General features: G+C 50.7%; 29 protein-coding genes and 1 tRNA gene. 14 read left to right on the forward strand and 16 right to left on the reverse strand.

The genetic code is table 11. From position 1 onward, the window contains the following. The 6 genes from PPL9_RS10895 to hutX form a co-directional block, all read left to right on the forward strand. Positions 1-553: extracellular solute-binding protein (locus PPL9_RS10895; protein ID WP_152986663.1), on the forward strand; the 553-nt coding region annotated here is incomplete at its 5' end. A 177-nt stretch (positions 554-730) separates the two neighbouring features. Beyond that, positions 731-1,612 (forward strand): ABC transporter permease subunit, encoded by an 882-nt coding sequence (locus tag PPL9_RS10900; RefSeq protein ID WP_057462725.1) that lies wholly within the window; start codon positions 731-733, stop codon positions 1,610-1,612. Positions 1,613-1,622: 10 nt separating this feature from the next. Continuing rightward, positions 1,623-2,465 (forward strand): sn-glycerol-3-phosphate ABC transporter permease UgpE, encoded by an 843-nt coding sequence (gene ugpE, locus PPL9_RS10905; protein ID WP_057462726.1) that lies wholly within the window; start codon positions 1,623-1,625, stop codon positions 2,463-2,465. A gap of 2 nt (positions 2,466-2,467) precedes the next feature. Beyond that, entirely contained in the window at positions 2,468-3,571 is a 1,104-nt protein-coding gene (locus PPL9_RS10910) for a sn-glycerol-3-phosphate import ATP-binding protein UgpC (protein ID WP_057462727.1), read from the forward strand. A 199-nt stretch (positions 3,572-3,770) separates the two neighbouring features. Continuing rightward, positions 3,771-5,141 carry a heme anaerobic degradation radical SAM methyltransferase ChuW/HutW gene (gene hutW, locus PPL9_RS10915; protein ID WP_057462728.1) on the forward strand — a complete coding sequence of 457 codons (1,371 nt, stop codon included), beginning with the start codon at positions 3,771-3,773 and terminating at the stop codon, positions 5,139-5,141. Further along, a complete protein-coding gene (hutX, locus tag PPL9_RS10920; protein ID WP_057462729.1) occupies positions 5,138-5,632 on the forward strand; it encodes a heme utilization cystosolic carrier protein HutX in 495 nt (164 codons plus the stop codon). Before hutW ends, hutX begins: the two co-directional genes overlap by 4 nt. Before the next feature lie 105 nt (positions 5,633-5,737). Here hutX and PPL9_RS10925 read toward each other — a convergent pair whose 3' ends face one another. Then, positions 5,738-6,304 carry an MAPEG family protein gene (locus PPL9_RS10925; protein ID WP_057462730.1) on the reverse strand — a complete coding sequence of 189 codons (567 nt, stop codon included), beginning with the start codon at positions 6,302-6,304 and terminating at the stop codon, positions 5,738-5,740. Positions 6,305-6,655: 351 nt separating this feature from the next. Between PPL9_RS10925 and PPL9_RS10930 the strand changes: the two genes are divergently transcribed. Both PPL9_RS10930 and PPL9_RS10935 read left to right on the forward strand, forming a co-directional pair. Then, positions 6,656-7,084 (forward strand): Hsp20 family protein, encoded by a 429-nt coding sequence (locus PPL9_RS10930; RefSeq protein ID WP_057462731.1) that lies wholly within the window; start codon positions 6,656-6,658, stop codon positions 7,082-7,084. 161 nt (positions 7,085-7,245) lie between these two features. Beyond that, a complete protein-coding gene (locus tag PPL9_RS10935) occupies positions 7,246-7,506 on the forward strand; it encodes a DUF1150 domain-containing protein (protein WP_008548441.1) in 261 nt (86 codons plus the stop codon). Between the two features lie 151 nt (positions 7,507-7,657). Here PPL9_RS10935 and ptsN read toward each other — a convergent pair whose 3' ends face one another. The 8 genes from ptsN to PPL9_RS10975 all read right to left on the reverse strand — a co-directional run bounded on the left by ptsN (position 7,658) and on the right by PPL9_RS10975 (position 13,736). Then, on the reverse strand, positions 7,658-8,125 hold the full coding sequence (gene ptsN, locus PPL9_RS10940; RefSeq protein WP_057462732.1) for a PTS IIA-like nitrogen regulatory protein PtsN: 468 nt from the start codon (positions 8,123-8,125) through the stop codon (positions 7,658-7,660). Positions 8,126-8,200: 75 nt separating this feature from the next. After that, entirely contained in the window at positions 8,201-8,791 is a 591-nt protein-coding gene (raiA, locus tag PPL9_RS10945; RefSeq protein ID WP_082596743.1) for a ribosome-associated translation inhibitor RaiA, read from the reverse strand. Positions 8,792-9,009: 218 nt separating this feature from the next. Continuing rightward, entirely contained in the window at positions 9,010-10,548 is a 1,539-nt protein-coding gene (rpoN, locus tag PPL9_RS10950) for an RNA polymerase factor sigma-54 (protein ID WP_057462734.1), read from the reverse strand. 74 nt (positions 10,549-10,622) lie between these two features. After that, positions 10,623-11,366 carry an LPS export ABC transporter ATP-binding protein gene (gene lptB, locus PPL9_RS10955; protein ID WP_244271713.1) on the reverse strand — a complete coding sequence of 248 codons (744 nt, stop codon included), beginning with the start codon at positions 11,364-11,366 and terminating at the stop codon, positions 10,623-10,625. 70 nt (positions 11,367-11,436) lie between these two features. Further along, positions 11,437-12,006: a lipopolysaccharide transport periplasmic protein LptA gene (gene lptA, locus PPL9_RS10960; protein WP_208981640.1), complete on the reverse strand. Its 570-nt coding sequence runs from the start codon at positions 12,004-12,006 to the stop codon at positions 11,437-11,439. After that, complete coding sequence (gene lptC, locus PPL9_RS10965; protein WP_208989304.1) at positions 12,003-12,665, reverse strand: LPS export ABC transporter periplasmic protein LptC; 663 nt, start codon at positions 12,663-12,665, stop codon at positions 12,003-12,005. The genes lptA and lptC overlap by 4 nt, the downstream gene beginning before the upstream one ends. Positions 12,666-12,916: 251 nt before the next feature. Beyond that, complete coding sequence (locus PPL9_RS10970) at positions 12,917-13,537, reverse strand: ribonuclease D (RefSeq protein WP_057462737.1); 621 nt, start codon at positions 13,535-13,537, stop codon at positions 12,917-12,919. Positions 13,538-13,649: 112 nt separating this feature from the next. Beyond that, positions 13,650-13,736, reverse strand: a tRNA-Leu gene (locus tag PPL9_RS10975). Between the two features lie 230 nt (positions 13,737-13,966). Between PPL9_RS10975 and PPL9_RS10980 the strand changes: the two genes are divergently transcribed. Both PPL9_RS10980 and PPL9_RS10985 read left to right on the forward strand, forming a co-directional pair. After that, on the forward strand, positions 13,967-14,953 hold the full coding sequence (locus tag PPL9_RS10980) for a complex I NDUFA9 subunit family protein (protein WP_082596745.1): 987 nt from the start codon (positions 13,967-13,969) through the stop codon (positions 14,951-14,953). Between the two features lie 251 nt (positions 14,954-15,204). Continuing rightward, complete coding sequence (locus PPL9_RS10985) at positions 15,205-16,392, forward strand: hypothetical protein (RefSeq protein ID WP_057462738.1); 1,188 nt, start codon at positions 15,205-15,207, stop codon at positions 16,390-16,392. A gap of 48 nt (positions 16,393-16,440) precedes the next feature. Here the strand turns inward: PPL9_RS10985 and PPL9_RS10990 are convergent, their stop codons facing one another. After that, entirely contained in the window at positions 16,441-17,250 is an 810-nt protein-coding gene (locus PPL9_RS10990; RefSeq protein WP_057462739.1) for an undecaprenyl-diphosphate phosphatase, read from the reverse strand. Between the two features lie 149 nt (positions 17,251-17,399). Between PPL9_RS10990 and PPL9_RS10995 the strand changes: the two genes are divergently transcribed. After that, entirely contained in the window at positions 17,400-18,092 is a 693-nt protein-coding gene (locus tag PPL9_RS10995) for a glutathione S-transferase family protein (RefSeq protein ID WP_057462740.1), read from the forward strand. Positions 18,093-18,112: 20 nt separating this feature from the next. Next, positions 18,113-19,249, forward strand: coding sequence for a tRNA epoxyqueuosine(34) reductase QueG (queG, locus tag PPL9_RS11000; protein ID WP_057462741.1), 1,137 nt, complete (start codon positions 18,113-18,115; stop codon positions 19,247-19,249). A gap of 12 nt (positions 19,250-19,261) precedes the next feature. Here queG and PPL9_RS11005 read toward each other — a convergent pair whose 3' ends face one another. Next, on the reverse strand, positions 19,262-20,176 hold the full coding sequence (locus tag PPL9_RS11005; RefSeq protein ID WP_057462742.1) for an oxidoreductase: 915 nt from the start codon (positions 20,174-20,176) through the stop codon (positions 19,262-19,264). A gap of 118 nt (positions 20,177-20,294) precedes the next feature. On the opposite strand from PPL9_RS11005, the gene PPL9_RS11010 reads away from it, so the two are divergent. Continuing rightward, the gene (locus tag PPL9_RS11010; protein WP_057462743.1) at positions 20,295-20,984 is read left to right on the forward strand and encodes a TetR family transcriptional regulator; all 690 of its coding nucleotides are present in this window, start codon (positions 20,295-20,297) and stop codon (positions 20,982-20,984) included. A 6-nt stretch (positions 20,985-20,990) separates the two neighbouring features. On the opposite strand, the gene PPL9_RS11015 is transcribed toward PPL9_RS11010, so the two are convergent. The 3 genes from PPL9_RS11015 to PPL9_RS11025 all read right to left on the reverse strand — a co-directional run bounded on the left by PPL9_RS11015 (position 20,991) and on the right by PPL9_RS11025 (position 23,171). Then, complete coding sequence (locus PPL9_RS11015) at positions 20,991-21,473, reverse strand: helix-turn-helix domain-containing protein (RefSeq protein ID WP_057462744.1); 483 nt, start codon at positions 21,471-21,473, stop codon at positions 20,991-20,993. A 132-nt stretch (positions 21,474-21,605) separates the two neighbouring features. After that, entirely contained in the window at positions 21,606-22,661 is a 1,056-nt protein-coding gene (gene hisC, locus PPL9_RS11020) for a histidinol-phosphate transaminase (protein WP_057462745.1), read from the reverse strand. 57 nt (positions 22,662-22,718) lie between these two features. After that, positions 22,719-23,171, reverse strand: coding sequence for a MarR family transcriptional regulator (locus PPL9_RS11025; RefSeq protein ID WP_057462746.1), 453 nt, complete (start codon positions 23,169-23,171; stop codon positions 22,719-22,721). Between the two features lie 115 nt (positions 23,172-23,286). Between PPL9_RS11025 and PPL9_RS11030 the strand changes: the two genes are divergently transcribed. Beyond that, on the forward strand, positions 23,287-23,604 hold the full coding sequence (locus tag PPL9_RS11030; RefSeq protein WP_057462747.1) for a DUF1992 domain-containing protein: 318 nt from the start codon (positions 23,287-23,289) through the stop codon (positions 23,602-23,604). Between the two features lie 111 nt (positions 23,605-23,715). Here the strand turns inward: PPL9_RS11030 and PPL9_RS11035 are convergent, their stop codons facing one another. Beyond that, positions 23,716-24,216, reverse strand: a complete 501-nt coding sequence (locus PPL9_RS11035) for an RNA pyrophosphohydrolase (protein WP_057462748.1) — start codon at positions 24,214-24,216, stop codon at positions 23,716-23,718. Between the two features lie 118 nt (positions 24,217-24,334). After that, the coding region (locus tag PPL9_RS11040; protein ID WP_057462749.1) for a divergent polysaccharide deacetylase family protein at positions 24,335-25,415 on the reverse strand (1,081 nt) is incomplete at its 5' end.

Here is a 25,415-nt window from a genome sequence, read left to right on the forward strand (position 1 = left end):
TGACAACCAGAAGGTATTCCAGGACGGTTCCGCTGCAATGTGGCTGGGTTCCTCAGGTTCCTTCGGTGGCCTGACAAAATCCACAGACTTCAAATTCTCCGCAACCTACCTGCCTCATTGGGCTTCTGTTAGCGAGACAGGCACCAACACCTTCATCGGTGGCGCTGCACTCTTCGCAATGTCCGGCAAGCCAAAAGCAGAAAACGACTGTGTTGCGAACTTCTACTCCTTCCTGACTTCCGCAGAAATGCAGTACTACTGGCACCAGGAAACTGGTTACGTGCCAATCACCAACGCTGCATATGAGCTGGCAACTAAGGATGGGTACTACGACCGCGTACCTGCTGCTGAAATCGGCATCAAGCAGCTGACACTGCCAGGTGGCGACAACACCAAAGGTTATCGCATGGGCTTCTACGTTCAGGTGCGTGACGTGATGAACCGTGAATACGGTAAAATCTTCTCCGGCGATAAATCCGTAGACGACGCATTCCAGACCATCGAAGACGAAGCTAACAAGCTTCTGGCTCGCTTTGCTAAGACGTCTAACTAAGACTTAGCATTGAGACTTTCGCTAAGACCGGAGACGCTTTTAAGTGTCTCCGGTCTCAGGTTGTTTTGGAAATAGAATGTTCCCATGCGTCAAAGAGCGCAGTGAGCTTTTCTGAACAAGCGGTCAGGCTTGCTAAGCAACCGGCCACCACAACGAAAACAGCGACCAGGCCAGTCCATGAAACGAGTTCAATTCTCACATCCATTGATGCCATACATGCTTCTGCTTCCGCAGCTGGCAATTGTTGGTGTCTTCTTTCTGTGGCCAGCCGCAGAAGCAATCAGGGCGTCTTTCTATCTTGAAGACCCGTTTGGCTTCGGCTCCACCTTTGTTGGCCTAGACAACTTTAAAGATGTTGTTTCCGCGAGCGAGTACAGCAGAACTGCATGGTTCACGTTGATCTTCTCAGCTGCGGTGACATTCTTTTCTCTCAGCATTGCTCTTTTGCTGGCAGTCAAAGCAGACAACGTTATCAAAGGCGCCTCCACATACCGCACTCTGCTCATGTGGGTTTATGCGATCGCTCCTCCCGTCGCAGGCCTTGTAGGCGTGATGCTGTTTGACCAGCACATTGGCCCACTCAACGATCTTGCCCACGCCCTCGGCTGGAACATGCAGATCGGTGTGAACTATTTTGATACTGCATTTGCTATGACCGTGATTGCGGTTTGGAAGCAAATTCCGATCAACTTCATCTTCTTCCTCTCTGGTCTCCAGAGTGTTCCAAAATCCGTTCAGGAAGCAGCTGCGGTTGATTGTAGATCTTCTTCACGTCGCTTCTGGACTGTGACCTTCCCACTGTTGGCTCCAACCAGCTTCTTCCTGCTGATCATCAACATCACTTACGCGCTCTTTGATACATTCGGTATTATCGATCTGGTGCTTAAGGGTGAGCCAGGCAACAACCCTGTAACACTCGTTTACAAGGTGTTCCTTGATGGCTTCCGCGGAAACGACCTTGGTGGGTCCTCAGCACAGTCTGTGATCTTGATGATACTCGTGTTCGCTCTCACTGTGGTTCAATTCCGCATGATCGAACGTCGCGTGCACTACAGTTAAGGAGGGATAGATGAAACGCTCACAGTTTTGGGATCACGTGATCCTCGTTCTCGGCGCCCTCTTTATGCTGGTGCCAGTTGTCTACGCACTCATGACTTCCAGTCATGATGCTGTATCCATTTACAAAGATGGCCTTCAGCTCTCTCCAGGCGGCCATTTCGTTGACACTTATAAGCAAGTGTTGACAGAAGCTGGCGGTTTTACCAAGTCCGTGACTGGTCTGACTATGCTGTGGAACTCTTTGGTTCTCGGCCTTGGCTTTGCCTTCGGTAAGATCATCATTTCCATGCTGGCGGCTTACGCAATCGTGTATTTCCGTTTCCCGCTTGGAACGTTCTTCTTCTGGATCATCTTCTCCACCCTGCTGCTACCTCTGGAAGTGCGCATTCTGCCTTCCTACGAGATCGTGCAGGGCCTCGGTATGGCGAACACCTATTCAGGCCTGATCATCCCATTGATTGCGTCTGCAACAGGCACCTTCTACTTCCGTCAGTTCTTTAAGTCCGTTCCGGATGAACTGGTTGAGGCAGCGCGTATCGATGGTGCGGGACCGCTGAAGTTCTTCATCGACATTCTTGTTCCACTCTCCAAGACCATGATTGCTGCAATCTTCATCATCATGTTCGTGTTTGGTTGGAACCAATACCTCTGGCCAACACTCATCACCACAGATGAAAGCCTCTTCACGCTGGTGCGTGGTATGAAGCAGATTCTGCAGGTGTGGATTGGTGCGCAGATCCCGGATACGAACCAGGCAATGGCGCTTGCAGTACTTGCAATGCTTCCACCTGTTCTCATCGTGGTGATCTTCCAGTCTTGGTTTGTTAAAGGGCTCGTGGAAAGCGAGAAATAAAAATGGCAGGCATTCAACTTAATACCCTTCGCAAAATCTACGCAGGCAACGTAGAAGCGGTAAAAGGCATCTCCATCGACATTAAGGATGGTGAGTTCATTGTTCTTGTCGGCCCTTCCGGTTGCGGCAAATCCACTCTGCTGCGCATGGTGGCAGGTCTGGAAACCATCACAGATGGTGAGCTGTTCATCGGGGATCGCCTGGTCAACAATGTAGAGCCCGCTGATCGTGACATCGCAATGGTGTTCCAGAACTACGCGCTCTATCCGCACATGACCGTTTACGGCAACCTCGCGTATGGCCTGAAAAACCGCAGCATCCCTAAGGATGAGATCGAAAAGCGCGTTCGCAAAGCGGCTGAAATTCTGGAAATCGGAGATTTCCTTGATCGTCGGCCACGTCAGCTTTCCGGTGGTCAGCGCCAGCGTGTTGCAATGGGGCGCGCGATTGTTCGCGAACCTGCCGCGTTCCTGTTCGATGAGCCTCTGTCCAACCTTGATGCAAAGCTGCGTGTGCAGATGCGCATGGAGATCAAGAAGCTTCAGAAAGAACTCGGCACCACTAGCTTGTACGTGACCCACGACCAGCTGGAAGCAATGACACTGGCAGATCGCCTCGTTGTTCTCAGCGGCGGTGTTGTAGAGCAGATCGGCTCTCCGATTGATGTTTACGAAAAGCCAGCGTCTACATTCGTTGCGACCTTCATCGGTTCTCCTGCGATGAACCTGCTGCCGCTGGCAAAGAGCGGCAATGAGTGGAAACTCGACAATGGCGCAACTGTTGACGTGAAACTGAACACAGATCTGTCTGACCTGATCCTCGGCGTTCGTCCGGAAGATCTTGTCATTGAAGAGCTGAGTGAGAAGTTCGACTCCGGACTGCACACTGCACTGACCGTGCATGTTGTTGAGCCTGTGGGCGCTGAGAGCTACGTTCACGGCACCATTGGTGAAGGTAGCGTTGACGTTGTAGTTCGTGCTCCTGGTAAGCTGCACTTCGAGCCAGGCCAGATCCTGAAAGTGACAGCAAAGCCAGAAAAGCTGCACACGTTTGACACCAAATCCGGCAAACGTATCGAGCTGGAAGGCGCACTCGAAACAGCTTAAATGCTGCTCAGATAGAACTTTCAAAAGGCCCGGCATCTGCTGGGCCTTTTTCTTGTGGTACACATGGAGGCAGTCGAAAACCTGTGCCATTTTATCGCACGTGAGCGAACTTCTCTTCTCAAAAACAAAACTTGATGTAAATACTCATATTTAGCCAGCGCATTGCGAGCCAACCAAATTAACAAAGCTAGGTTGACCGATGAAAACTGCGCTGGAAAAGTTCTTCGCTCAGGAAACAGACGATCCTCTCCGCTATGCATTTGAGCGCCGTGGTGCCCATATGCCCGGCTCTGCTGGTGAGGCTGTGTCGGAAGGGGAGCGCCAGCTTGTTTGGCAGGAAATTCAAAAATCCAAACGGTCTGGCATGGCCGTCATGTATTTGCATGTCCCATTTTGCGCCAATCACTGCCTGTTCTGCGGGTTCTACCGCAACAAATGGCATGATGAACACTCAGCCCCATATGCTGATGCATTAATCAAAGAACTTGAGCTGGAGGCATCTTCCCAAGCTTCTCAAAGCTCACCAATCAACGCCGTTTATTTTGGCGGCGGCACTCCGACAGCTTTGCATGCCAATGACCTTGCAAGAGTGATCCGTCGTATCCGAGAACTTTATCCTCTCTCAGCCGATTGTGAGATCACAGTTGAGGGACGCATCTTTCACTTTGATGATGACAAGATTGATGCCTGTCTGGATGCAGGTGCCAACCGCTTTTCAACTGGAGTTCAATCCTTCAACACCAAAGTCCGCAAGCGGCAGGGTCGTAAGGCGAGCGGATCAGAAGCAATCCGCTTTTTTGAAGGCCTGAGAGACCGTAACCGTGCTGCAATCGTCTGTGACCTGATATTAGGTCTGCCCTATCAAACCGCAGAAATCTGGCGTGATGATTTAAGAACTGTTGTGGATCTGGGCTTGGATGGTGTCGATCTATACACACTCGCAGTCTTTCCCGGCAGTCCCCTTTCAAAAGCGATTGAGAAGGGGGCTTGTGATCCTGCAGCATCCTTGCCGCAGCAGGGAGCCATGTACGGCGAGGGTTTAGAGTACATGCACCGCCAAGGTTGGAAACAGATCTCTTCCAGTCATTGGGGCCGACAGACCCGCGAGCGCAATCTTTACAACACATTGATCAAGTCCGGTGCGGACTGCCTTGCATTCGGCTCGGGAGCAGGCGGCAACATCAACGGATATTCCTACGGCATCCATGGAGGAATCGTGGACTACATGCGGTGTCTGGAGGAGGGGGAGAAGCCATTGTCGCGTTTGCACAGGACCGACCCATTGTCTTCTCCCCTCAATTTCTTGGCTGCTGGAATAGAAGAGATGCGCGTCGACCTCGGGCATCTGGAGCGCACAGAAGTCAGCGCCCGTGGTTTTCGCAAATCCATAGACCCATTGTTGAGTAACTGGCAGTGCTCTGGCCTGATCGCGGGTGAGGAGATTATCTCCCTCACCACAGCAGGGCGCTTTTGGCACCAAACCCTTCTCACTTATCTCAAGGCTGCCTTTAAGCTGCACTCCGCAAGCTTGCAGCCAGAAACCAAAACCTATCAGGAAGAGGCAGCATGAACGCACAAATCGCAGAGCTAAAAGAGAAGCTTGCAGAAAACCCAGCAGGCATTCTGGAGAGCATTGCCAAAGAGCACGGCCTCTCAATGGCTGACACAATCCGCTGCCTGCCAGAAGAAATGTGGCGTGAACATTCAGGCGAACGTTTTGACGAAGTGATCAAGGCGATCCCTGCCTGGGGCAACGTCACAAGCATCGCAAACACTGGAGACATGATCTTTGAAGTGAAAGGTCCGTTCCCGGAAGGCAGCTATGCGCGCGGGTTCTATAATCTTAAGCAGACAGAAGGCGGCTTCTCCGGCCATATCAAGGCAGATGCGTGCCACTCTATCATGTTCTTGAAGCGCCCATTCTTCTCCAAGCTGGCGGTGTCCATCAATTTCCTGAATGCAGATGGTAACTGTTATCTGAAAATCTTCCTTGGCCGTGATGAGGAAGGTCAGATCAAGCCGGATCAGATTGAAAAGTTTGATGAACTCGCGAGCTGGTGAGCCTGTGAGACGTCGAAAATCATAGACCACCGATTTCGCTCACGGTGATCTGTGAAAAGCAGAAGTCGGGGCATTGCCCCGGCTTTTCTGTTTGGGCGTTGAGGATCAAATAAGCATCGCCATTACGAGATAGCTGGCCATCCCATAAAGGCTGAGCAAGCTCAGGCTCATAAACAAGCCTCGTAGGCCGGTTTGGGCTGACAGATAACTGTAAGTGTAGCCAAGCCGGGCAACGGCAAATCCAACTATCCAAACCTGCACCATAAGAGTGGCAGGCGAAACGACAGCCACAACAGTTGCCAACAGCACAAAGTAGACCATGTTCTCGGTGGTGTTGCGATGAGCATTGTGACGACGTTCCAGCGCGTCACGAGCATCCTGAGCAATTGAAGTCGGGCGCCCGCCTTTCTGCTCCCATTCTTCTGGTGTTGTCGCCAGATCATACTTAGCGCGCGTCAGCTCTGTGACAGTCATCAGCCAGGTGTGATTGCCAAGAAGTATGACCGTCGCAATGATCAAGGCGTCGATTGCTTCTGGAGAAGGAAGGGCGATGACGAGTGGTTTAATGCCGAAGACGAACAGGTTGATGAGAAGGCTGATAGCGATCAGCGCAAACGGATAAGCCTTCACCATCAAAGTGGCACGTGAGTTATCTACCTCAGCAATGTCCATTCCTATCACTCCCCTTGAGGCAACATTCTCCAAAAGCAGACGCTACGATTTCTTAAGGGGGACGTAAACCTGTCATTCCCGGCATGGCAGCAGGGAAGGGAAACGAAGGACCAAACAGACCAAGGGCTCAAAGCAGCACTGTTTAAAGTCCTGCAAGTTTACCACCCAAGCTTGTTGTAGGGCCTGAGAATACCGTTGCGATCCGGGAGAATTAATTGAGTATCATTAAGTTAACTTGAAACCTTCGCCGCTAACCGCCATATTCCAGAGGAAAGACCGAGGGCGAGATGCTCTCACACCGGATGCCTAATGAGGGTCTGGAGCTGGGTCGCTTGAAGAAGGACTTGGATTATGACGCGAGTATCTGCGTTTTCGAGCCCATTTATGTTGGGGTTCGATGATATTGAGCGCGTATTGGACAGGGTGAGCAAAGCAGCCAATGACGGCTACCCACCCTACAATATTGAACGCCTCGTTGCCACTGAAGAGAAAGGTGAAGTCATCCGCATCACACTTGCGGTTGCTGGCTTCACACGTGACCAACTGGATGTTTCTGTTGAGGAAAGCCAATTGGTAATCCGTGGTCGCCAACAAGAAGACAAAACTCGCCAATACCTACACAGGGGTATAGCTGCACGACAGTTCCAACGCGCATTTGTGTTGGCCGAAGGCATTGAGATTTTAGGGGCAGACCTGCGAGATGGTCTGTTGTCTATTGATCTTGCTCGTCCTGAGCCAGAGCGTATAGTTCGCCGGATTGAAATCTCGGCGGGGGACTGAATTAAAGGAGCAATCCTTTCTTCGCGCTGATCTGAATATTGATGCGTATCTCCGGAAAGCGGAAAACCGATTCTTGGGCAAAGATGCGCGCGACAATAAAGACTTAGAGCTTGAAGCGAAAACATGCGCAGCCTGCTCTAGTAACTCTCAAGGAGAAGGCGATGACACGCGCCCCTTCTGTGCTGGCCGACGACCCGTACGAAAATTTTGAAGAACTCGGAGCTGGTGAAGTCGCCTATGTTAGGCGCGTTTCTCCAAATGACCTGAAGAAGATGTTCCCTGATGCTGAGCTGCAGGATGCAGACCTTCCTGCTTGGGCTCTTTTGGCTGCTGACGGAACACCACTGGTTCTGACTGATACACGCAATGCAGCAATTGCAAACGCAATTGAGAATGATCTGGAAGCTTTGAGCGTCCACTAAACCAATTACTGGGAGCTCTCAGAGGGAGTAATAGAGAAAGACAGCGTTTCAAAGCGTAGAAAAACTCTTCAGACCCAGTGAATTAGGCAAAGAAAAAGCCTGGATTGGAATGCGTCCGATCCAGGCTTTTTTGTTTTTGAGCTGACGTGCCTCAGGCTGCGTTAGGCGAAGCCTGTGGGTGGGTCAGAATAGAATAAATTGCAGCAGCATCTGTTGTTGCGCGCAGCTTGCTTGCAACATCAGAATCCCTCAAAAGTCGAGCAACACGTGCCAGAGCTTTCAAGTGGTCCGCTCCAGCGCCTTCTGGCGCAAGCAAAACAAAGATCAGATCAACAGGCTGGTCATCCAAGCTGTCGAACTCGATCGGTTTGTCCAGTCGCGCAAACAGGCCGTGTAACCCGTCAAGGTCCACGATTTTTCCATGCGGAATTGCAATGCCGTTTCCGACACCTGTAGAGCCGAGACGTTCGCGTTGCAGCAGCGTATCAAAGATATCGCGCTCAGTTTCTCCGCAAATCTCAGAGGCCCGTTCTGCAAGTTCCTGCAGGGCTTGTTTCTTGCTGTTTGCCTTGAGGTTGGCAATGACAGCCTCAGGACGAAGAAGTTCGTTCAGATCCATTCCTTGATCCGTGTCCATGCAAAATACAAAGCCGGTGAAAACCGGCTTTGTACAGGGTCGTGATGACCATGATTATCAGTTAGGAGCAGCCCCGTTAGCGAGATTTGGATCAATCCAGCCAACGTTTCCATCGTGACGACGGAATACGACATTTACCTCACCATTACCAGCGTTGCGGAACACTACAACGGGAGCTTCACTTAAATCTAGCTCCATAACTGCCATTCCGACAGTCAGTGTTTTCACTTTCGCTTCAGTTTCTGCAACCACAAGTGGGCTGTAGTCGGCAGGTACCTCTTCTTCCTGCTCAGGATCAGCAAGAACATACGATGTTGCGCCGTATGTTTCCCACTCTGCAGGGAGGCCATTTGTGTGGTGGTCGTTTAACTTTCTGTTGTAGCGCCTTAGCCTTTTCTCAATGCGTTCGGCTGCTTTGTCGAAACTTTGTCGCGGATCCTGACTGTCACCCGAAACCTGAAGCACAACTCCCGTGCTGAGGTGGACTGTGCAGTCGGATCGGAAGCCTGAGCCTTCGCGAGCGATTGTCACATGACCCGTGTATGCTCCTGGGAAATATTTATCCAGTGCATCGGAAATCCGGTCTTCAACGTGTGTCCTGGTTGCGTCACCAATGTCCACGTTCCTCCCCGAAATTCTAATTGTCATGGGAACCTCTTATGTTGTGTCGACTTACTCGCTGACAGGTTCTTCAGCCAAAGAGCAAAGAACCCTTCAACACATGTAGTTTGGACCAGCTAAGTTTAAAGTGCTACTGTTTTCGAGTTCTTAGAAAAATCTATGAGAACAGAAAAACATCCTATAGAGGTTATTAACTGATCGGGACCCTATTATGTCTCATTGAAACCATGAGAAATATCAGTGGGTTAGGTCAGGCTTTTCTTTTCTCTCCGACGCTGAACTGAGCTCGGAATCTTTAATGCTTCCCGATACTTAGCTACAGTTCGTCGCGCTATATCCACACCGTCGTCTTTTAAAATTTTCACAAGAGCGTCATCTGAAAGAATCTTCTTCGGATCTTCGGCGTCAATAAGTTGCTTAACTCGATAGCGTACTGATTCCGCTGAGTGCGATTCACCGCCCTCAGAAGAGGCAATTGCGGCAGAAAAAAAGTATTTCAGCTCGAAAATACCACGTGGCGTAGCGATGTATTTGTTGGATGTGACACGGCTGACGGTGGATTCATGCATGCCAATGGCATCTGCCACAACGCGTAGATTCATTGGCCGAAGGTGCTGTACACCATAAGTAAGAAAACCGTCTTGTTGACGAACAATCTCAGAGGACACCTTCAGAATTGTCCGTGCTCGCTGATCAAGGCTTTTGACCAGCCAGTTTGCGGTCTGCAGACTATCGGTGAAGTACGCCAGTTCCTTATTGTTTCTGGAGCCCTGAGAGATCTCGGAGTAGTAACTCTGGCTCACCAGAACCTTAGGCAGGCTCTCTGTGTTGAGCTCAACGGTCCAGCCTCCATCTGAAGCAGGACGAACAAATGCATCTGGCACAATCGGCTGGGTAATTTCGGTATTGAATGCAGCGCCAGGCTTCGGATTGAGCTCTTTTATCTCAAGGATCATGTCCTTGAGGTCTTCATCATCCACTTTGCAAATACGTTTGAGCTTTACGAGGTCATGCAAAGCCAGCAACTCAATGTTCTCGACCAGCGCCTGCATGGCAGGGTCGTAGCGGTCTTTTTCTTTGAGTTGCAGTTTTAGGCACTCAGACAAATCACGGGCAAACACACCAACCGGATCTAGCCCCTGCAAAGCAAGAATAATGCGCTCCAGGTCTTGTTCCGAAACTCCGAGACGTTCAGACATCTCAGCACCATCAATGCGCAGATAGCCATTTTCATCAATGCAATCGACGAGTTGATGAGCGACCAGAACATCGGCAGGGTTCGTGAGCACAAAACCGAGCTGTTCCTGAAGATGCTCACTCAGGGAGATTTCTGCGGCAACAAACGCCTCAAGATTGTAGTCAGAGGCTCCTGAGGAAGTGCTGTGGCTCGGTGCTTGCCAGTTATCCGCCTTCTGCTGAACCGGATCAACGGCCTGGTGCTCGCCATTGTCATCAGGAAAGACATTAGAGAGTTCAGAATCCAGATTGCTCGAAATTGCTTCAGGGGTTGTTTCCAGCTCGTTATTGAGCCAATCCCCTTCCTGCATCTCTGTAGGGCTACTGTCAGCTTCTGGAGTACTTTCTGAGTTGGAGGTCTCTCCAGCGGGTCCAGCGCCATCCGGGCTGTCATCTCGTTCCAGAAAGGGATTACTTTCCAACTCACTATTAACGTGTGCAATCAGGTCCACATTCGACAGCTGCAACAGTTTGATCGCCTGCATCAGTTGCGGCGTCATGACAAGCTGTTGGCTTTGTCTGAATTCTAATTTTGGACCGATTGCCATAGAGTTATTTCGTCCTCCAAGTGCTGCAAGCTAGCCTGCAACACTCTTCTACGCAATTCGGCATAGGTTGGAAATCAAAGAGTGAACTGTTCCCCGAGATACAAACGCCTTACATCCGGATCTGCAACGATCTGATGTGGCTTGCCTTCTGTCAGAACTTCACCAGCCGCGATAATATAAGCGCGGTCAATCAGCCCAAGCGTTTCACGAACGTTGTGGTCTGTAATCAGTACGCCAATACCGCGTTGGGTTAAATGACGTACGAGCTGCTGAATGTCACCCACCGCGATCGGATCAATACCCGCAAACGGCTCATCAAGCAGCATAAAGGATGGGCGGGTTGCTAAAGCGCGCGCAATCTCTACACGGCGGCGCTCACCACCACTGAGTGCGATACTTGGTGATTTTCGCAGGTGCGTGACACCAAATTCGGTTAGAAGCGAGTCAAGATCTTCTTCACGGCGCTTCTTGTTCGGCTCTACCACTTCCAGAACAGCACGAATGTTGTCTTCAACAGAGAGACCACGGAAAATCGAGGCTTCCTGAGGTAGATAACCAACACCCAGACGCGCACGGCGGTACATTGGCAGCTGCGTCATGTCGAAGTTGTCGAGGCGAATTGAACCATGATCCGGACGAATAAGACCGGTGATCATATAAAAGCAGGTTGTCTTACCAGCTCCGTTTGGACCCAGCAGTCCCACAGCTTCGCCACGCCGCACATTCAAGCTGACATGTTTGACAACCTGACGACGTCCGTAACTCTTGCCGATGCCATCAACTTCAAGCACCGCCTCTGATGGGTCGGCGTACTTGATGCCTTCTGGCTGGTGCGTTGGGATCTGAGGATCAATTGGGTGTGCACTCAAGAGCGTGGCCTATTTTGCTTTAGTTCTTATTTTCAAGGCTGTTCGGCTGCAAAAGCATCCGCACACGACCGGTGTTACCGCCAGTTTCGCTGGAATCCAGATTTGCTTTGCCTGTTTCAAGGTTGATCACAAGGCGCTTGCCAACAATTACGTTTGGTCCCTGGCTGAGAACAACGCGCTTACCGGTCATCACAACAACCTGCTTGTCCATATCAAAGCTGGCATCGTCACCGGTTGCGACCTGATCCTTGGAGGAAATCAGGACCTTACCTTTTGCTTCAAGACGGGAAATGGACTGCTGGACGGCCTGGCCATCCGCTGTGCCATTGGCCATGGAACCAGCATAAAATACGATTAAGCGCTGGGTTTCCAGCTTGGTTTCACCTTGGGTAACAACAACATTGCCGCTGAAGATAGCGCTTTTGTCTTTGTCACGAACCTGAAGGTTAGTCGCTTCAATCTCAATAGGTTCTTTATTGTTAGAACCAAATCCGGCAAATGAATCGGAGAACGTTTGTGCGTGGGCCATTCCAGCCAGCCCGAATGCCATAAGACAAGATAGAGAGAATATTCTCATCCGGTTAATCATTGACCGTTCTCCAGTGCCCAGGGCAGAAGCTTCATCTTGACACCCCGGCGAAAATTCAAAACATTGTTTTTCTGATCAAATTCCATAGATCCAGCATCGATATAGCCACCATCAGACGTGACATCAACTGTATCGTTGGTCTGGATTGTACCTGTCTTCATATCAATATCGAGATACTCAAATTCTGCGGAATAGCCTTTACTGTACGCAACCGTAGTCCCATTAGTGAGATTCAGGGTTTCCATCTCTGTATCAAACGTCCCGTTTCGAGAGGTGATACTAACAGTTTCCCCGGGAGCTATTGTGATTTCGGCCACAATATTCTCTAAATCAATCACTTGCGGGTTTGTGATACGCTGAATAGCCCGATCCGCCTGAACGTTGTATGAACGGTCACCATCATTTCCCGACAGATGTGGGTTGGACATGACCAGTCCTTCGGTTGTCAGGCTGATGTCTCCGATGCTCAAGCCAGCAAGAATGTTCTGGAAAACGATCATGCCAATCACACCAGCGGCGATCAGTAATCCGCCAGCAGGAAGAGCAAATCGGAGAATGCGAACGAGAATGGAATGTCGACGCGCAGATTTGCGCGCTTTTTCAAGCCGTGTTTGCGCTTCACTCGCAAACTCTTTGGGCATGTTTTCCATTGTTGTCATTCATAGTCCTGGAACATTCTGGACGCGATATAGACGGGGATCGCTGTCCGGTTGCCATTTTCCGGTCTCTCGTACAGTGAGTAACCAGTATCTTACAGGCACAAGCCGCTTCCGTTGATACGCAAATTTCAGGTAAAAACCCGAAAGGAAGCGGTAAGTACACACTAGCTGCCTAAATGGGGGGGCTTCAACAAATTACAAATGCTGAAGCCCATTAAACCGCAAATACTGGTAGAAAACTCGAGTTTCGCTTAAGAATGTGCGAAAATATCGTTCTCAGGCCATCCTGCAAGGTCAAGCTGCGCGCGTGTTGGCAGAAATTCGAAGCACTTCTGTGCAATTTCGGTACGCTCTTCACGTTCCAGCATAAATTCAAGGCGTTCTTTAAGCTTATGGAGGTGCAGAACATCTGATGCAGCATAGGCCAGCTGTGCATCTGTCAGTTTTTCAGCTGCCCAATCAGAGCTCTGCTGCTGTTTGGAAAGGTCAACACCAATCAACTCGCGGCAGAGATCTTTCAGTCCGTGACGGTCCGTGTAGGTACGCACGAGCTTGGAAGCGATTTTTGTGCACCAGACCGGAGAAACGGAAATGTCCAGATACTCTTTCAATATGGCAACATCAAAGCGGGCAAAGTGAAAAATCTTTGGCTTGCTCTCATCTTCAAACAGCGCTTGCAAATTAGGAGCAACCAGCTGGCCGCGCTCAATCTGCACCACGTCAGCAGAGCCGTCGCCAGAAGAAAGCTGCACAACGCACAACCGATCCCGGTGTGGGTTCAGACCTAAAGTCTCGGAGTCTACTGCAACAGCGTCAGCTGAAGCATAGTTGGAAAGGTCTGGAAGATCGTTCTTGTGATATCTGATTGTCATTGTTGCTCTCGAAGAATAAGCGCGATTTGGTACATGAGACGTGTTTTGTCTCTTCTACACCAAACGGTCAAGTTACTCTGTAATTTTTAGGGAGAGCTTTGTGAAGAAAAGATGGTGCCCAGAAGAGGACTCGAACCTCCACGCCCTTGCGGGCACTAGCACCTGAAGCTAGCGCGTCTACCAATTCCGCCATCTGGGCATATCATCTTTTTCTTTCAGAGGGTTGCTGCTTGGCAGCGCCGCTCTGTGAGGCTGGGTTCTAGTGATCTGGGCTGAGATTGTCAATCACACATTTGCAAAGAGTTTTAATTTCTCCACAGAGTGCCTTCACATCCCAAAACCTTGAGCGTATTAACATCCCATGAATTATAGCTTTTTTGAGGGTTATGCGCGCTAATACGCGTACCTGCAAAATTTTGGCAAAGGTGGATGAAAATGGCGCAAGCGCTTAACGGGAAACTTATAACCGTTTTTGGCGGGTCAGGATTTATTGGTCGTCACGTTATCAGGATCTTAGCAGAGCGCGGATACAGCGTCCGCGCCGCTGTTCGTCATCCTGATCTTGCAGAGCATTTGCAGCCGCTGGGGGCTGTTGGGCAAATCATGCCTGTCGCTGCGAGCGTGCGTAACAAAAAATCTGTCGAGCGCGCTGTTGAAGGCGCCTGCGCAGTCATCAACCTTGTGGGTATTCTCTATGAGAGTGGTGCTCAGAAGTTTGACAGTGTTCAGGCAAAAGGCCCTGCAACAGTGGCTGAGGTCTGCAAAGAGCAGGGCATTGATAACCTGGTGCACGTTTCTGCAATTGGCGCGGATGAAAATAGCCCGGCTGTATATGCAAGAACAAAAGCTGCAGGCGAGAAGGCCGTTCTGGATGCAATACCAGATGCCGTCATCTTCCGTCCGTCCATCGTATTTGGCCCCGAAGATGATTTCTTCAACCGCTTCGGCAGCATGGCGCAGCTCTTCCCGGTATTGCCTCTGATCGGCGGTGGTCACACCAAATTCCAGCCTGTTTATGTGGGTGATGTTGCACTCGCTATTGCGAATGCCATCGAGGGCAAGGCTGAAGCTGGCAAAATTTACGAGCTAGGCGGCCCTCAGGTCGCGACCTTTAAGGAATGCTTGCAGCTGCTGATGCAGGTCATTCATCGCAAACGCATGCTGGTTACTTTGCCGTTCCTGATCGCCCGTATTCAGGCAAAGTTCATGCAGATGCTGCCAAAGCCAATGTTGACTGTTGATCAGGTCAATCTGCTGAAGAGCGATAACGTTGTAAGCAAGGAAGCTCAGTCAGAAAAGCGTACTTTTGAAGGGCTCGGCATTGAGCCGCATTCCATGGAAGCAATTCTACCAACGTATCTCGATAAATTCCGCCCACATGGGCAGTACGATGCAAAAAGACCTGCTAAGTCATAGTGATTTTGTAGATTTTAAGCCACAAAGCCCCGCCTCTGGCGGGGTTTTTTCGTGCCTGAAATGACTGTGATTTGCGTAGTCGCAACCTCAATGGAGCGGCTCATTCAATTTTAACCTAAGCTCACAGGTGCTGCATAAGCATATGTTCACCACCAGTTCTAAAAGCCGTCCTGCCTTCATCATACTAGCGCATATTGTTCGATACTAAGTAGTTTCCTTAGCAGTAGAGCTTTCAAAACTGGAATGAGACCATGCCGCTGACCGACTTGACCCCAGAAGAGCATCGATGGACAGAGGATATGTTTAAACTCCTGCGTATCAATGCAGGCGGTGCAGAAGGTGCAGAGACAGGCGAAGCATCAGCTGAAGCTGCCTTACCTGCGGACTTTTCTCAGCTAGAGCATTCTATTTCTGAACTAAATGCTAAAAGTGACATTCTGAGAAATTATAAGGCACTGAATTCATCTTTCAAAAAATGCGATAAAGCGACTCAATCCGCTCTCAAGGCGGCTCTGGCTGCGATCCATGACAAGAATGAGAATGCTGTTATCTCTTCCGTCTCTCTCTTGCAAAAGTGCGTTTCGGAACACTCAGAACTGATCAATGATGCAGAAAGAACGCTCTCTGAACTGTCCGATGAAGTGGGCGGTCTGCGAGAAGAATACAATGAACATGCAGACCGTAAGGGCGAGTTTGTGAAGCGTGCTTATTTTAGTAAGGCCAATGCTAAAAAGCTTAACAAGTTCACATCAGCTTGTGAGGATGTAAACAAGGAGCTCGCCCACGCAGAAGCATGCGTTCAGGCCCGCAATATTGACGATGTCAACAAGGCACTGAAGTCAGGCAACAAAGCCCTTCAAAAGCTCCGTAAAGAGATGGATTGGCTGGATTCAGCGGAAGCAAGCAAGCCTGAAAGCAAACGTATGGGCGATGAAAAGCTTCAGGGTAGCCTTACTGCTGACTATGATAAAAAGAGAGAGAGCTGGCGCCCGCAGGTTTGCTACAACGCGGCAATGAAAGTCGGTGTCATAGAGGGCAACCTGCCAGAGTTTTTGCGATCGAGCCTGATGGGGGAGAACAAGGTAAATGGCTACCCGGAAGGATATCCTGAGTTGATGGGCGTATCTCCCGAAACAGTCGAAAAAGAGTTCGACCACACCAAAGTGGAAGAGTCTGGTGTTCTCAATTTTGTTGATGATAAAACGGGCCACATCTCTCATACCGCCTATCTTCAAAAGACGGACAAAGGATCCGTCGAGCTTTATCACACCAACTGTCAAACACTGGACATGGCCTTGCTGCGTAAAGATCAGGATATTCCAAAATCTGGACTGGTTACTCATTACGAGCTCAGCGATCCCGACACACAAAACAGGTTTCAGGAATGGTTGAACAAAGGGTACAGCTTCAAACATACCCCGGCTTCTGATCTGAAATAAAAAAGCGCCGCATGTTTGCGACGCTTTGAAGATGATTTGTAGCTGCGGTTAGCTCTGAGTGAGGATGAGCCCCAACAGTCCAAGCCCGCCTACAATGATGCGCCACCAGCCGAACAGTGCGAAGCCGTGCCTGGAGACATAATCCAGCAAGCTGCGCACAACAAAGAAACCGGCAATGAAGGAAGAGACGAGCCCGATGATAATCAGGGTCCAGTCATCCTGCCCCAAGGCGTCCTTGTTCTTCAGAAAATCAAAAACAAACGCACCAACCATGGTCGGCATTGCAAGGAAGAATGAAAACTCCGCCGCAGACCGCTTGTCCGTGCCCATCAGCAAGGAAGCGACAATCGTAGCGCCACTACGAGACACGCCGGGGATCATAGCCATGCACTGAGCAAAGCCGATCTTGATGTAAAGCGAAAGTGGGTAGTCTTCCACGTTGGTATAGCGCGCTTGCAAAGGCATTTTATCAACCAGCAGCATGATGATGCCACCGAAAATCAGCGTCACGCAGACCAGAGCGGGAGTTTCAAACAAAACCGCTTTGATGAAATCGTAGGCCAGTGCGCCAATCGCTGCAGCAGGCAGAAAAGCAAGCAGAACGCCAAGTGTGAAATGCCGGGCTTTTGCACTTGTTGGCAGTGCAACTGCAATTCTTGTGAGCCGTGTGAAGTAGACAGTCAGGATAGCTGCAATAGCTCCAAGCTGGATCATCACCTCAAAGGCGCGACCTTCACTTTTAAACCCAATAAAATGCCCGATCAGCAGCAGATGCCCTGTGGAGGAAACTGGGATGAATTCAGTCAGGCCTTCAATGATGCCGAGCAGCAATGCGCCGACGATACTTTCAGTTGTCATTAAACGATGGTCTCCACGAATTTTCCCCAGATGACATTGGTGAGGTTGTCCCCGTGTTTTCGTATGGTTTACCGTCTCAAGACTCTTTTGAGACAAATTACGTTTCTATAGCAACCTTTTAGTTACAGGTTTGCTCATAAATCAGAACAATGCTCAAGCTCTATCATCATCCTTTCTCTCCTGAATCGCGCTTCGCACGCTTAGCGCTCGGAGAATATGGAACTCCGTTTGAATGTCAGACGGAGTACCCTTGGGCACGTCGTCACGACTTCCTCATGATGAACCCAGCAGGAACGCTCCCCGTTCTGAAGGAAAATGATGGCCCTGCTGTGTGCGGGCCCATGGTTATCATGGAATACTTGGACGAAACTCGCGGCTATGCGATTCCTAACAGCCGCTTGTTGCCGGATCATCCTGAAGCACGTGCAGAAACGCGTCGTCTCGTCTCTTGGTTTTTGCAAAAATTCCTCGGTGAGGTTATTGGCTACATCGTGCAAGAACGCATTTACAAACAGGAGATGCCGGATAGCCAGGGTGGCGGACAGCCAGACTCAAGCATTCTTCGGATTGCACGGGTCAATATGCTGAACCACTTGCGCTACATCGGATACCTTGCTGCGACACGAAAGTGGCTGGCTGGTGATCGGCTCACATTCGCTGATCTGGCTGCAGCAAGTCTTCTTTCCTGTGCAGACTATCTTGGTGAAGTTCCATGGTCCGAGGACGAAAACGTGAAGAGCTGGTACGCACGGATGAAATCTCGTCCGAGCTTCCGCCCAATTCTGGCGGACAAGATGCTCGGCATGCCAGCAGCAAAGACCTACGCGGATCTGGACTTCTAAAATCTCATTCAGACATTCAGTTGACGGAGAAGCAAGCTGCACGCGTCAAGGCGGATCTGATCAAACGCGCACGTGCAGTCGGGTTCGATGACATCCGCATCACCACAGCGGATGCAATCCCACTTGCGCCAGAGCGCCTGCATCACTTCATTGAGCAGGGTTATCACGCCACAATGGAATGGATGCCGGAAACCGAAGTCCGGCGTTCAAGCCCGTTAGAGTTGTGGCCGGAAGCCCGCTCTGTTGTCATGCTGGCGATGAATTATGGGCCTGACATCGACCCGATGGAAATGCGCGATAAGCCAGATAAAGCGCACATTTCAGTCTATGCTCGCAACCGCGATTATCACGACATCGTCAAAGGCAAAATGAAAGAGCTGGCCAGCCTGTTGGTTTCCAAAGGCGGTGGGGATGTAAAGGTGTTTGTAGACACGGCCCCGGTAATGGAAAAACCTCTGGCTCATTCCGCTGGGCTCGGCTGGCAAGGCAAGCACTCCAACCTCGTGTCCAGAGAGCTTGGCTCCTGGTTCTTCCTCGGGGCGATTTTCTCAACACTGGACTTGCCATTGGATGAGCCGGAAGTCGACCATTGTGGCAACTGCAAACGCTGCCTCACAGTTTGCCCGACGAAGGCTTTCCCAGCGCCGTATCAAGTAGATGCTAACCGCTGCATCTCCTATCTGACCATTGAGCACCACGGCCCAATTCCGCTGGAATTCCGCAAACCAATTGGCAACCGCATCTATGGTTGCGATGATTGCCTTTCCGTCTGCCCATGGAACAAGTTTGCCCAGTCCGCCAGTGAGGCCAAATTACAGGCCCGCGAAGACCTGATGGAACCAGCCCTTGCAGAGCTGCTGCAAATGGACGATCCAACCTTCCGCAAGTTCTTCTCTGGTTCTCCGGTTAAGCGCATTGGCCGTAACCGCTTCATCCGCAACTGCCTCATCGCAGCAGGCAACAGCGCAGAAGAAAAACTCATCCCCCACGTGCTAAACCACCTGCAAGACGAAGACGAAACCGTCCGCGCCACAGCCGTCTGGGCTTTGGCCCAACTTGTCTCTGCTGACGGGTACAATAAGCACAAGTCAGCAGCACTCTCTAATGAGCAGAGCGAAACGGTTAAAGCTGAATGGGACCAGGGCACCTCTTCCTAGGGTGCCACACCCTCAGGCATTTTCGGTGGCTTTGGGATATTGAAACTCAGTGAGTTCCTCCGAAACTGCCCAGAGCTTCTCTTGCACCTTTTCGTCAATAGCTAGACCGGAAAGCTTGATTGGGCTTGGGGCGCCCCACATGCCAAAGCGCGGACCGAGGAAGGTGCAGGCGGGAAGGTCAGGGTTTGTGGCTACCATCATCTGAGGGCGAGCGCCAAATGAGACGGGCCGTGCCATTACACGGGACAACCATCCGCCAATGCCAATAGATTGTTGCCGCTCTGTCGCCGCAAGGCCGGGATGAGCAGACATAGACTTAGCGGATGAGCCAGCCGCATCAAATCGGCGTTGCAAAGCAGACATGAACAGGAGATTGGCAAGTTTACTCTCTGCGTAGCTGCCAATCCGTGCATATGGGCGGTTTTCCCAATGCAGGTCATCAAAGTTCATTTTTGCAGCTTTGTATGCACCACTGGAAACGGTCACCACGCGTGCATCAGGTGTTGCAACGAGCGTTTCAAACAACAAACCAGTCAAAAGAAAGTGCCCTAGATGGTTGGTTGCGAAGTGAATTTCCCAACCTTCTTTGGTGCGTGCCAGCTCTTTCAGGTTCACGACACCTGCATTGCTGAGCAGAATATCCAGTCGGTCATGCTTGCTGCTGAAAACCTGAGCAAACTGGTGAATGTTGTCCCGGTCGGTCAGATCAAGCGGTATCACCTCCAGAGAAGCAGAACTCACCTTTTGGTGAATCCTCGCCATTGCTGTCTCGCCTTTTTCAACGGACCGGCAAGCAATCACTACATGTGCACCGCTCTCAGCTAATTCCAAAGCAGATTGAAAACCGAGACCCACATTACCGCCCGTAACCACAGCCGTTTTGCCTGTAAGGTTTTGACTGTTTTTATTATTTGGCTGTTGTTGCAAAGTATCTCTCCTGAGATTGTCAAAATAACAGAACATCGGTAGTTTATTTGGAGAGTTTGTGAGAGTCAATAACCGACCATTGGTCGTTTATATGATGTGCCGAAGAGTGATTGAGAATATGAGCGAAAAGTCAAAGGCTTATAAGCGTGCGCGGACAGCGGAACATTTCGCTGAACGAGAGAAGATGATCCTCACATCAACGCGCACACTGATGGATAGAGAAGGTATTGAAAACACGAGCCTTTCCGCAGTTGCACGGGAGGTTGGCCTCGCAAAATCCAGTCTCTATCGATACTACGAAAGCCGGGAGCAAATTCTTGTCGCCTTGCTTCAGGAAGAGGCGGATCTCATGATTGCCGACTTCGAAAAGTCCCTGACTGAGCCTAAAAGCCAACGAGATCTCAAAGGTATTGCAAAGCTCTGGGCCAAGGTGTGCTTCACCCATCCGCGCTTGTGTTTGTTGGTCAGCCAGCTTTCGCCAATTCTAGAGCACAATCTCTCAACACAGCGCATTGTAGAAGCGAAGCTGCAGTTCCTGCATCGCCACCGACAGATGGCAGAGATACTGACCGCTGCCCTTCCACACATGAGTGAGGCAGGAGCTCTTGCGGCAGTCCAGTACGTTTTTACAATTGTTGCAGGGCTTTGGCCGATGAAAGCAGACCGTAAAAATTCGCTGGCAGCGCTGGAGCATCCTGAACTGGCTCATTTGAAGATGAACTTTGAGGATACGCTGGCCAGTGCTATCGAGCTGTGCTTGCTTGGCATTCTGGCGAAAGAGCAGAACTGGGAGCCGGTGTTGGAATAACAGCGGCTACTGCCGCTGCCTCAACCGTTTCTTTATCTGACGCTTTTCCCAATCACCACCAAATGGATTGATGACCTCGAACACACTCAAACCATGAGCAACAAGGCCGATGCCAAACCCAAAAGCAACCCACAGGAACCAGAGGTAACCCGGCGATGTGAGCAGGTTCAGCACTGCCAAAGCTGTGATCACAACGGCGTACTGGATCAGGTTCATGTAAAAGCTTCGTATGTCCCGCACATACTCCATAGCTTCCTGCTCCCCGCCGGAAAGCTCGGGTAAAATTCCATTGGATGCTGAGGGCATGTCCTGTTCCTTCCTGAGATCACCAAAATCCGTGTCCAGAGCAGAAGCAATGCATTTCAGGGTTTCGGGGCTCGCATTCGCGCCGCGCTCAATACGCTGCAGTGTCCGCGTGCTGATACCTGCCATGTGTGCGAGCTGCTCCTGAGAGAGCCCTTTTTCAATGCGTAATTTTCTGACAATCACGGAAAAATTCCTGTTCTTCAACTAGGAGCAATCTGGAAGCTTCTTAAATAAAATACCACGACAAACAGCCGACATGACCACGACACGAGCAGGACATTTAAATCTAACGCCCTGTAAAATAACAAAATATACTCAGAGCATCGTCCGAAGCACTTTCACCAGTGTGGTACATTCTTCAGAGGTTCCGATAGAAATACGCAGCCAGTCGTTGATCTGCTCTTTCTTGAAGTACCGAACCAGAATGCCGTGATCTCTTAAATCGGCATGTAACCGCTCCGCCGGAACATGCGCGTGAGAGGCGAAAATGAAGTTTGTTGAAGATGGCAGCACCGTAAAGTCGAGCGCCTGAAGGTTCTCGGTGAGCTTCTCTCTATCTGCAACAATCTGGTCGCGTGTCTTTTCAAACCACTCCGTGTCCTCCCAGGCAGCAAGCGCGCCTGCAAGTGAAAGCCTGTCGAGTGGATAGGAGTTGAAGCTGTCCTTGACCCTGTGCAATCCCTCAATCAAATGCGGCTGCCCCACGGCAAACCCAACACGCATTCCTGCAAGGCTGCGAGACTTTGAGAAAGTCTGCACCACCAGCAGGTTGTCATAATCTGGCACAAGTTGAACCGCGCTTTGCCCACCAAAATCGATGTAAGCCTCATCAACAAGAACCACCACATCCGGGTTTGCCTTGAGGATTGCTTCGATATCCTCCAATGGCATGGCAAGACCAGTTGGCGCATTCGGGTTCGCGATGACCACACCGCCACAAGCCCCGGCAAAGTCGTTGGGATTGATACGGAAGTCATCGCCGAGGGGCATCAGCTGATGTTCAATCGAGTAAAGCTTACAATAGGTTGGATAGAACGCGTAGGTGATCTCCGGAAAGAGAATTGGCGCTTTCCCGCTGAAGAAGGCATGAAACGCATGCGCCAACACCTCATCACTGCCATTTCCTGCAAAGATATGGTCAGAGGTCAGCTGAAGAGAGGATGCAATACCCGCTCTCAGGTCAGAAGCTGACGGGTCAGGATACAACCGTAACGCATCGCCTGTGGCCGCAGCAATTGCTTCCAAAGCACGCGGAGAGGGCCCCCATGGGTTCTCATTGGTATTCAGTTTGATAAAGGTCTGTTGCTTCGGCTGTTCCTCCGGGATGTAGGGTTCCAGTTTTTGGACAATCGGGCTCCAGAACCTGCTCATATCTCAATCCAATCTCAGCAAACCGCAATCAATCGCGCATCTTTAATCTGGTAGATCCTAAGAGCGCTTGGACAATGCATCATTCAAAACGCACTGCATGCGATAATAGGTTTCCACCTCTTCCTCGGAAAATACCTTCGCGAACTCTTCTATCCGTTTCATCTCGGCCTTGCGAACTTTTTTAATCAGCGCTTTGCCTGATGGTGTCAAACAATAAAACACGGAGCGCTTGTGCCGCGGATTGCTCACTTGTGCCACTTGCTCCTTGTCCAGCAATTCTTTGAGGACCTTGGCCACAAATTGGCGCTTCAGCTGCAGAAAATCAGTGAGTTGCGGCGCTGTTGCCTGCTCCAAAGCAAGCGCAGCTTCCAGCACAGCACGCTGACCGACAGTAAGATCGGTTCCTTCAAGATCCGCCTCAACCCGATTGCTGATGGTACGGAGCAACGGTCGGGTCATCTGAATGCCAGCATAAAGCATTTCGGGTTTGGATTCTGGTTTTTTAAGCATTTGATTTACTTGTCTTAATTCGTTTTATTGCCAATAAAATTGACAAATATAGCGTTCTAACTTACGTCTACCCTACAGATTTTCAGGTGATCTCAAAGGAAAATGAGTACAGATCATGGGTTTTAAAAATCTTGCAGAGCGGCAAATCCTAAAAGCACAAGCAGAAGGGCTGCTGAATAATCTTGAGGGAGAGGGTAAGCCGCTGCCAGCACGTGGACCTGGTTCTCTTGATACAGCTGCAGGCATGAGGATCATGGCCGACGCTGGGGCTGTACCTCGCGAGATTGAATTGAAGAAAGAGATAGATGCTCAGCGGCTTGTTGTTCAAAAAACTGTAGGCACGTCAGACTGGAAACCCGAAATGGCAAAACTGGCAGACCTGCAACTCCGGCATGCGATCGAACAGGAAGCCCGAAAAAAGTTCTTCACGTGAGCTGCTTAGCGCATTCCAAATGTATGCGCTAAGCAAAACCTGATGGTTGCCGATATTCTACGTACTAGGAAAATCCGTACTGGCGAGATGGTACAACATCTCCAAGCCGTATCAGCTTGTGAACTCAGAGAACGCTTCAACCACATCCAGATAGACCTGATGCTTGAACGGGATCACCAGACCGGCAAGGTTCTCGGCTTTTTCCCAGCGCCACTCACAAAACTCCTGCGCATGCCCGTCAGGTGGAGTCAGGATGTTGATTTCGCTGTCATCACCATCAAAGCGGAATGCAAACCAACGTTGTGTTTGGCCGCGATACTTAGCCTTGCGCACTTGGCGTTGAATTTCCTCAGGAAAATCGTAGGAGAACCAGTCAGGTGCTTCTGCTAGCAATGTGATGGACTTTACAGAGGTCTCTTCATAAAGCTCACGCTTCGCAGCTTCCAGCGGGTCTTCCCCTTTGTCCAGGCCACCCTGCGGCATCTGCCAGGCAAACTCTTCAGGAATTGGCTGTTTGTCTCCATAGCGTTTGCCGGCCCAGACGAGCCCATCCCTATTGATAAGCATGATGCCAACACAAGGGCGAAAAGGAAGAGCGCTGTAATCGGTCATGTCTGGTCCAATAAAGAGAGTTGAGTACGTAGTCCCGAAAACCGGAGCTATCTTTCGGGACTACGCGCAGAAGAAAGATTGGAGCATGATGCGTGAGTTCATATGAACGCAACAGGCTCTAGCGTGTGGAATTGATAGCAGAGCTGATTGGAACGAGAGAAAGACCACGCTCCTCCAGTCGCTGCGACCACGCCTCCAACGCATTCAACGTAACAGGGAAAGCAGTCGCAGTTGCGACGGCAATGCCGCGTTGACGAGCAATTGTTTCCAGTTCCAGCAACTGTGTACCAATGGCTTCGGCGCTCAGGTTCTGGTCCAGAACCAGATCGGCCTGCACAAATGGCACTTTCTGCGTCCCGGCAACCTCGCTTGCTCTGGAGCGGGGAGACGAACCGTCATCAACATACATCAGACCACGATCACGAACTTTGCTGAGGAACTCACTCATGCGGGTCTCGTTAGAGGTGAAGCGGTCGCCCATGAAGTTGACAAGCCCAACATAATTGCTGGTCTGCCCAAGAACCCAGGAGAGGCGCTCCTCGTTCTGCTTCCTGTCCAGATTGGTCAACAGGCTTTGCGGGCCAGCATCGTTGTCAGGATAATCAAACGGCTCCATTGGAGCTTGAAGAAGCACTTCATGCCCGGAAAGGCGGGCGGATTTCATCCAGCTGTTGATGTCATCACCATATGGAGAAAGCCCCAAAGAGATGTCTGCCGGGAGATCCTCAATGGCCTTGAGCGTCATATCGGAGTTAAGCCCGATACCATTGATTAAAATAGCAATCCGCGCCTGTGTCAGCGCTGCAAGGTTAGGCCGCCGTGCATAGGCATCAAGAGGTCGAATACCCTCAGCAGAGATCTTGGGAAGGGAGCCGAACTTGTTGGGCTCGAGCAGCTGATCAATTGGGTCGGTAGAAAGCGACTCGCTTGAGAAGCCACCATCCAGCCCCTCATAATCAACACGCCGGGCCAAGTCGACGAGTGATGTTGGTCCACTAGCCTGATCCTGCGCGTTTGCTCCTGCCGGGCGAGAGGGGCGATAGCTGCCATCCTGCCCAAAGCCATTGGCATCAAACTGGTCAGACCCAATCTGGGCCAGTTGAGAACCATCCGGTAGATCAACAATCTCGATATCACTGGGAGCAACACCATCAAGAGCGCTGGAAAGCTCGATAGTCGCCATCGGCTCCCCCCCGCTG

The sequence above is a fragment of the Pseudovibrio sp. POLY-S9 genome (assembly GCF_001431305.1).
In the GTDB taxonomy this organism is placed as follows: domain Bacteria; phylum Pseudomonadota; class Alphaproteobacteria; order Rhizobiales; family Stappiaceae; genus Pseudovibrio.

Excerpts from the sequence above, each read along its gene's own strand:
- PPL9_RS10900 (WP_057462725.1), top strand. The coding sequence starts at position 731 with ATGAAACGAGTTCAATTCTCACATCCATTGATGCCATACATGCTTCTG.
- ugpE (WP_057462726.1), top strand. The coding sequence starts at position 1,623 with ATGAAACGCTCACAGTTTTGGGATCACGTGATCCTCGTTCTCGGCGCC.
- PPL9_RS10910 (WP_057462727.1), top strand. The coding sequence starts at position 2,468 with ATGGCAGGCATTCAACTTAATACCCTTCGCAAAATCTACGCAGGCAAC.
- hutW (WP_057462728.1), top strand. The coding sequence starts at position 3,771 with ATGAAAACTGCGCTGGAAAAGTTCTTCGCTCAGGAAACAGACGATCCT.
- hutX (WP_057462729.1), top strand. The coding sequence starts at position 5,138 with ATGAACGCACAAATCGCAGAGCTAAAAGAGAAGCTTGCAGAAAACCCA.
- PPL9_RS10925 (WP_057462730.1), bottom strand. The coding sequence starts at position 6,304 with ATGGACATTGCTGAGGTAGATAACTCACGTGCCACTTTGATGGTGAAG.
- PPL9_RS10930 (WP_057462731.1), top strand. The coding sequence starts at position 6,656 with ATGACGCGAGTATCTGCGTTTTCGAGCCCATTTATGTTGGGGTTCGAT.
- PPL9_RS10935 (WP_008548441.1), top strand. The coding sequence starts at position 7,246 with ATGACACGCGCCCCTTCTGTGCTGGCCGACGACCCGTACGAAAATTTT.
- ptsN (WP_057462732.1), bottom strand. The coding sequence starts at position 8,125 with ATGGATCTGAACGAACTTCTTCGTCCTGAGGCTGTCATTGCCAACCTC.
- raiA (WP_082596743.1), bottom strand. The coding sequence starts at position 8,791 with ATGACAATTAGAATTTCGGGGAGGAACGTGGACATTGGTGACGCAACC.
- rpoN (WP_057462734.1), bottom strand. The coding sequence starts at position 10,548 with ATGGCAATCGGTCCAAAATTAGAATTCAGACAAAGCCAACAGCTTGTC.
- lptA (WP_208981640.1), bottom strand. The coding sequence starts at position 12,006 with ATGATTAACCGGATGAGAATATTCTCTCTATCTTGTCTTATGGCATTC.
- lptC (WP_208989304.1), bottom strand. The coding sequence starts at position 12,665 with ATGACAACAATGGAAAACATGCCCAAAGAGTTTGCGAGTGAAGCGCAA.
- PPL9_RS10970 (WP_057462737.1), bottom strand. The coding sequence starts at position 13,537 with ATGACAATCAGATATCACAAGAACGATCTTCCAGACCTTTCCAACTAT.
- PPL9_RS10980 (WP_082596745.1), top strand. The coding sequence starts at position 13,967 with ATGAAAATGGCGCAAGCGCTTAACGGGAAACTTATAACCGTTTTTGGC.
- PPL9_RS10985 (WP_057462738.1), top strand. The coding sequence starts at position 15,205 with ATGCCGCTGACCGACTTGACCCCAGAAGAGCATCGATGGACAGAGGAT.
- PPL9_RS10990 (WP_057462739.1), bottom strand. The coding sequence starts at position 17,250 with ATGACAACTGAAAGTATCGTCGGCGCATTGCTGCTCGGCATCATTGAA.
- PPL9_RS10995 (WP_057462740.1), top strand. The coding sequence starts at position 17,400 with ATGCTCAAGCTCTATCATCATCCTTTCTCTCCTGAATCGCGCTTCGCA.
- PPL9_RS11010 (WP_057462743.1), top strand. The coding sequence starts at position 20,295 with ATGAGCGAAAAGTCAAAGGCTTATAAGCGTGCGCGGACAGCGGAACAT.
- hisC (WP_057462745.1), bottom strand. The coding sequence starts at position 22,661 with ATGAGCAGGTTCTGGAGCCCGATTGTCCAAAAACTGGAACCCTACATC.
- PPL9_RS11025 (WP_057462746.1), bottom strand. The coding sequence starts at position 23,171 with ATGCTTAAAAAACCAGAATCCAAACCCGAAATGCTTTATGCTGGCATT.
- PPL9_RS11030 (WP_057462747.1), top strand. The coding sequence starts at position 23,287 with ATGGGTTTTAAAAATCTTGCAGAGCGGCAAATCCTAAAAGCACAAGCA.
- PPL9_RS11035 (WP_057462748.1), bottom strand. The coding sequence starts at position 24,216 with ATGACCGATTACAGCGCTCTTCCTTTTCGCCCTTGTGTTGGCATCATG.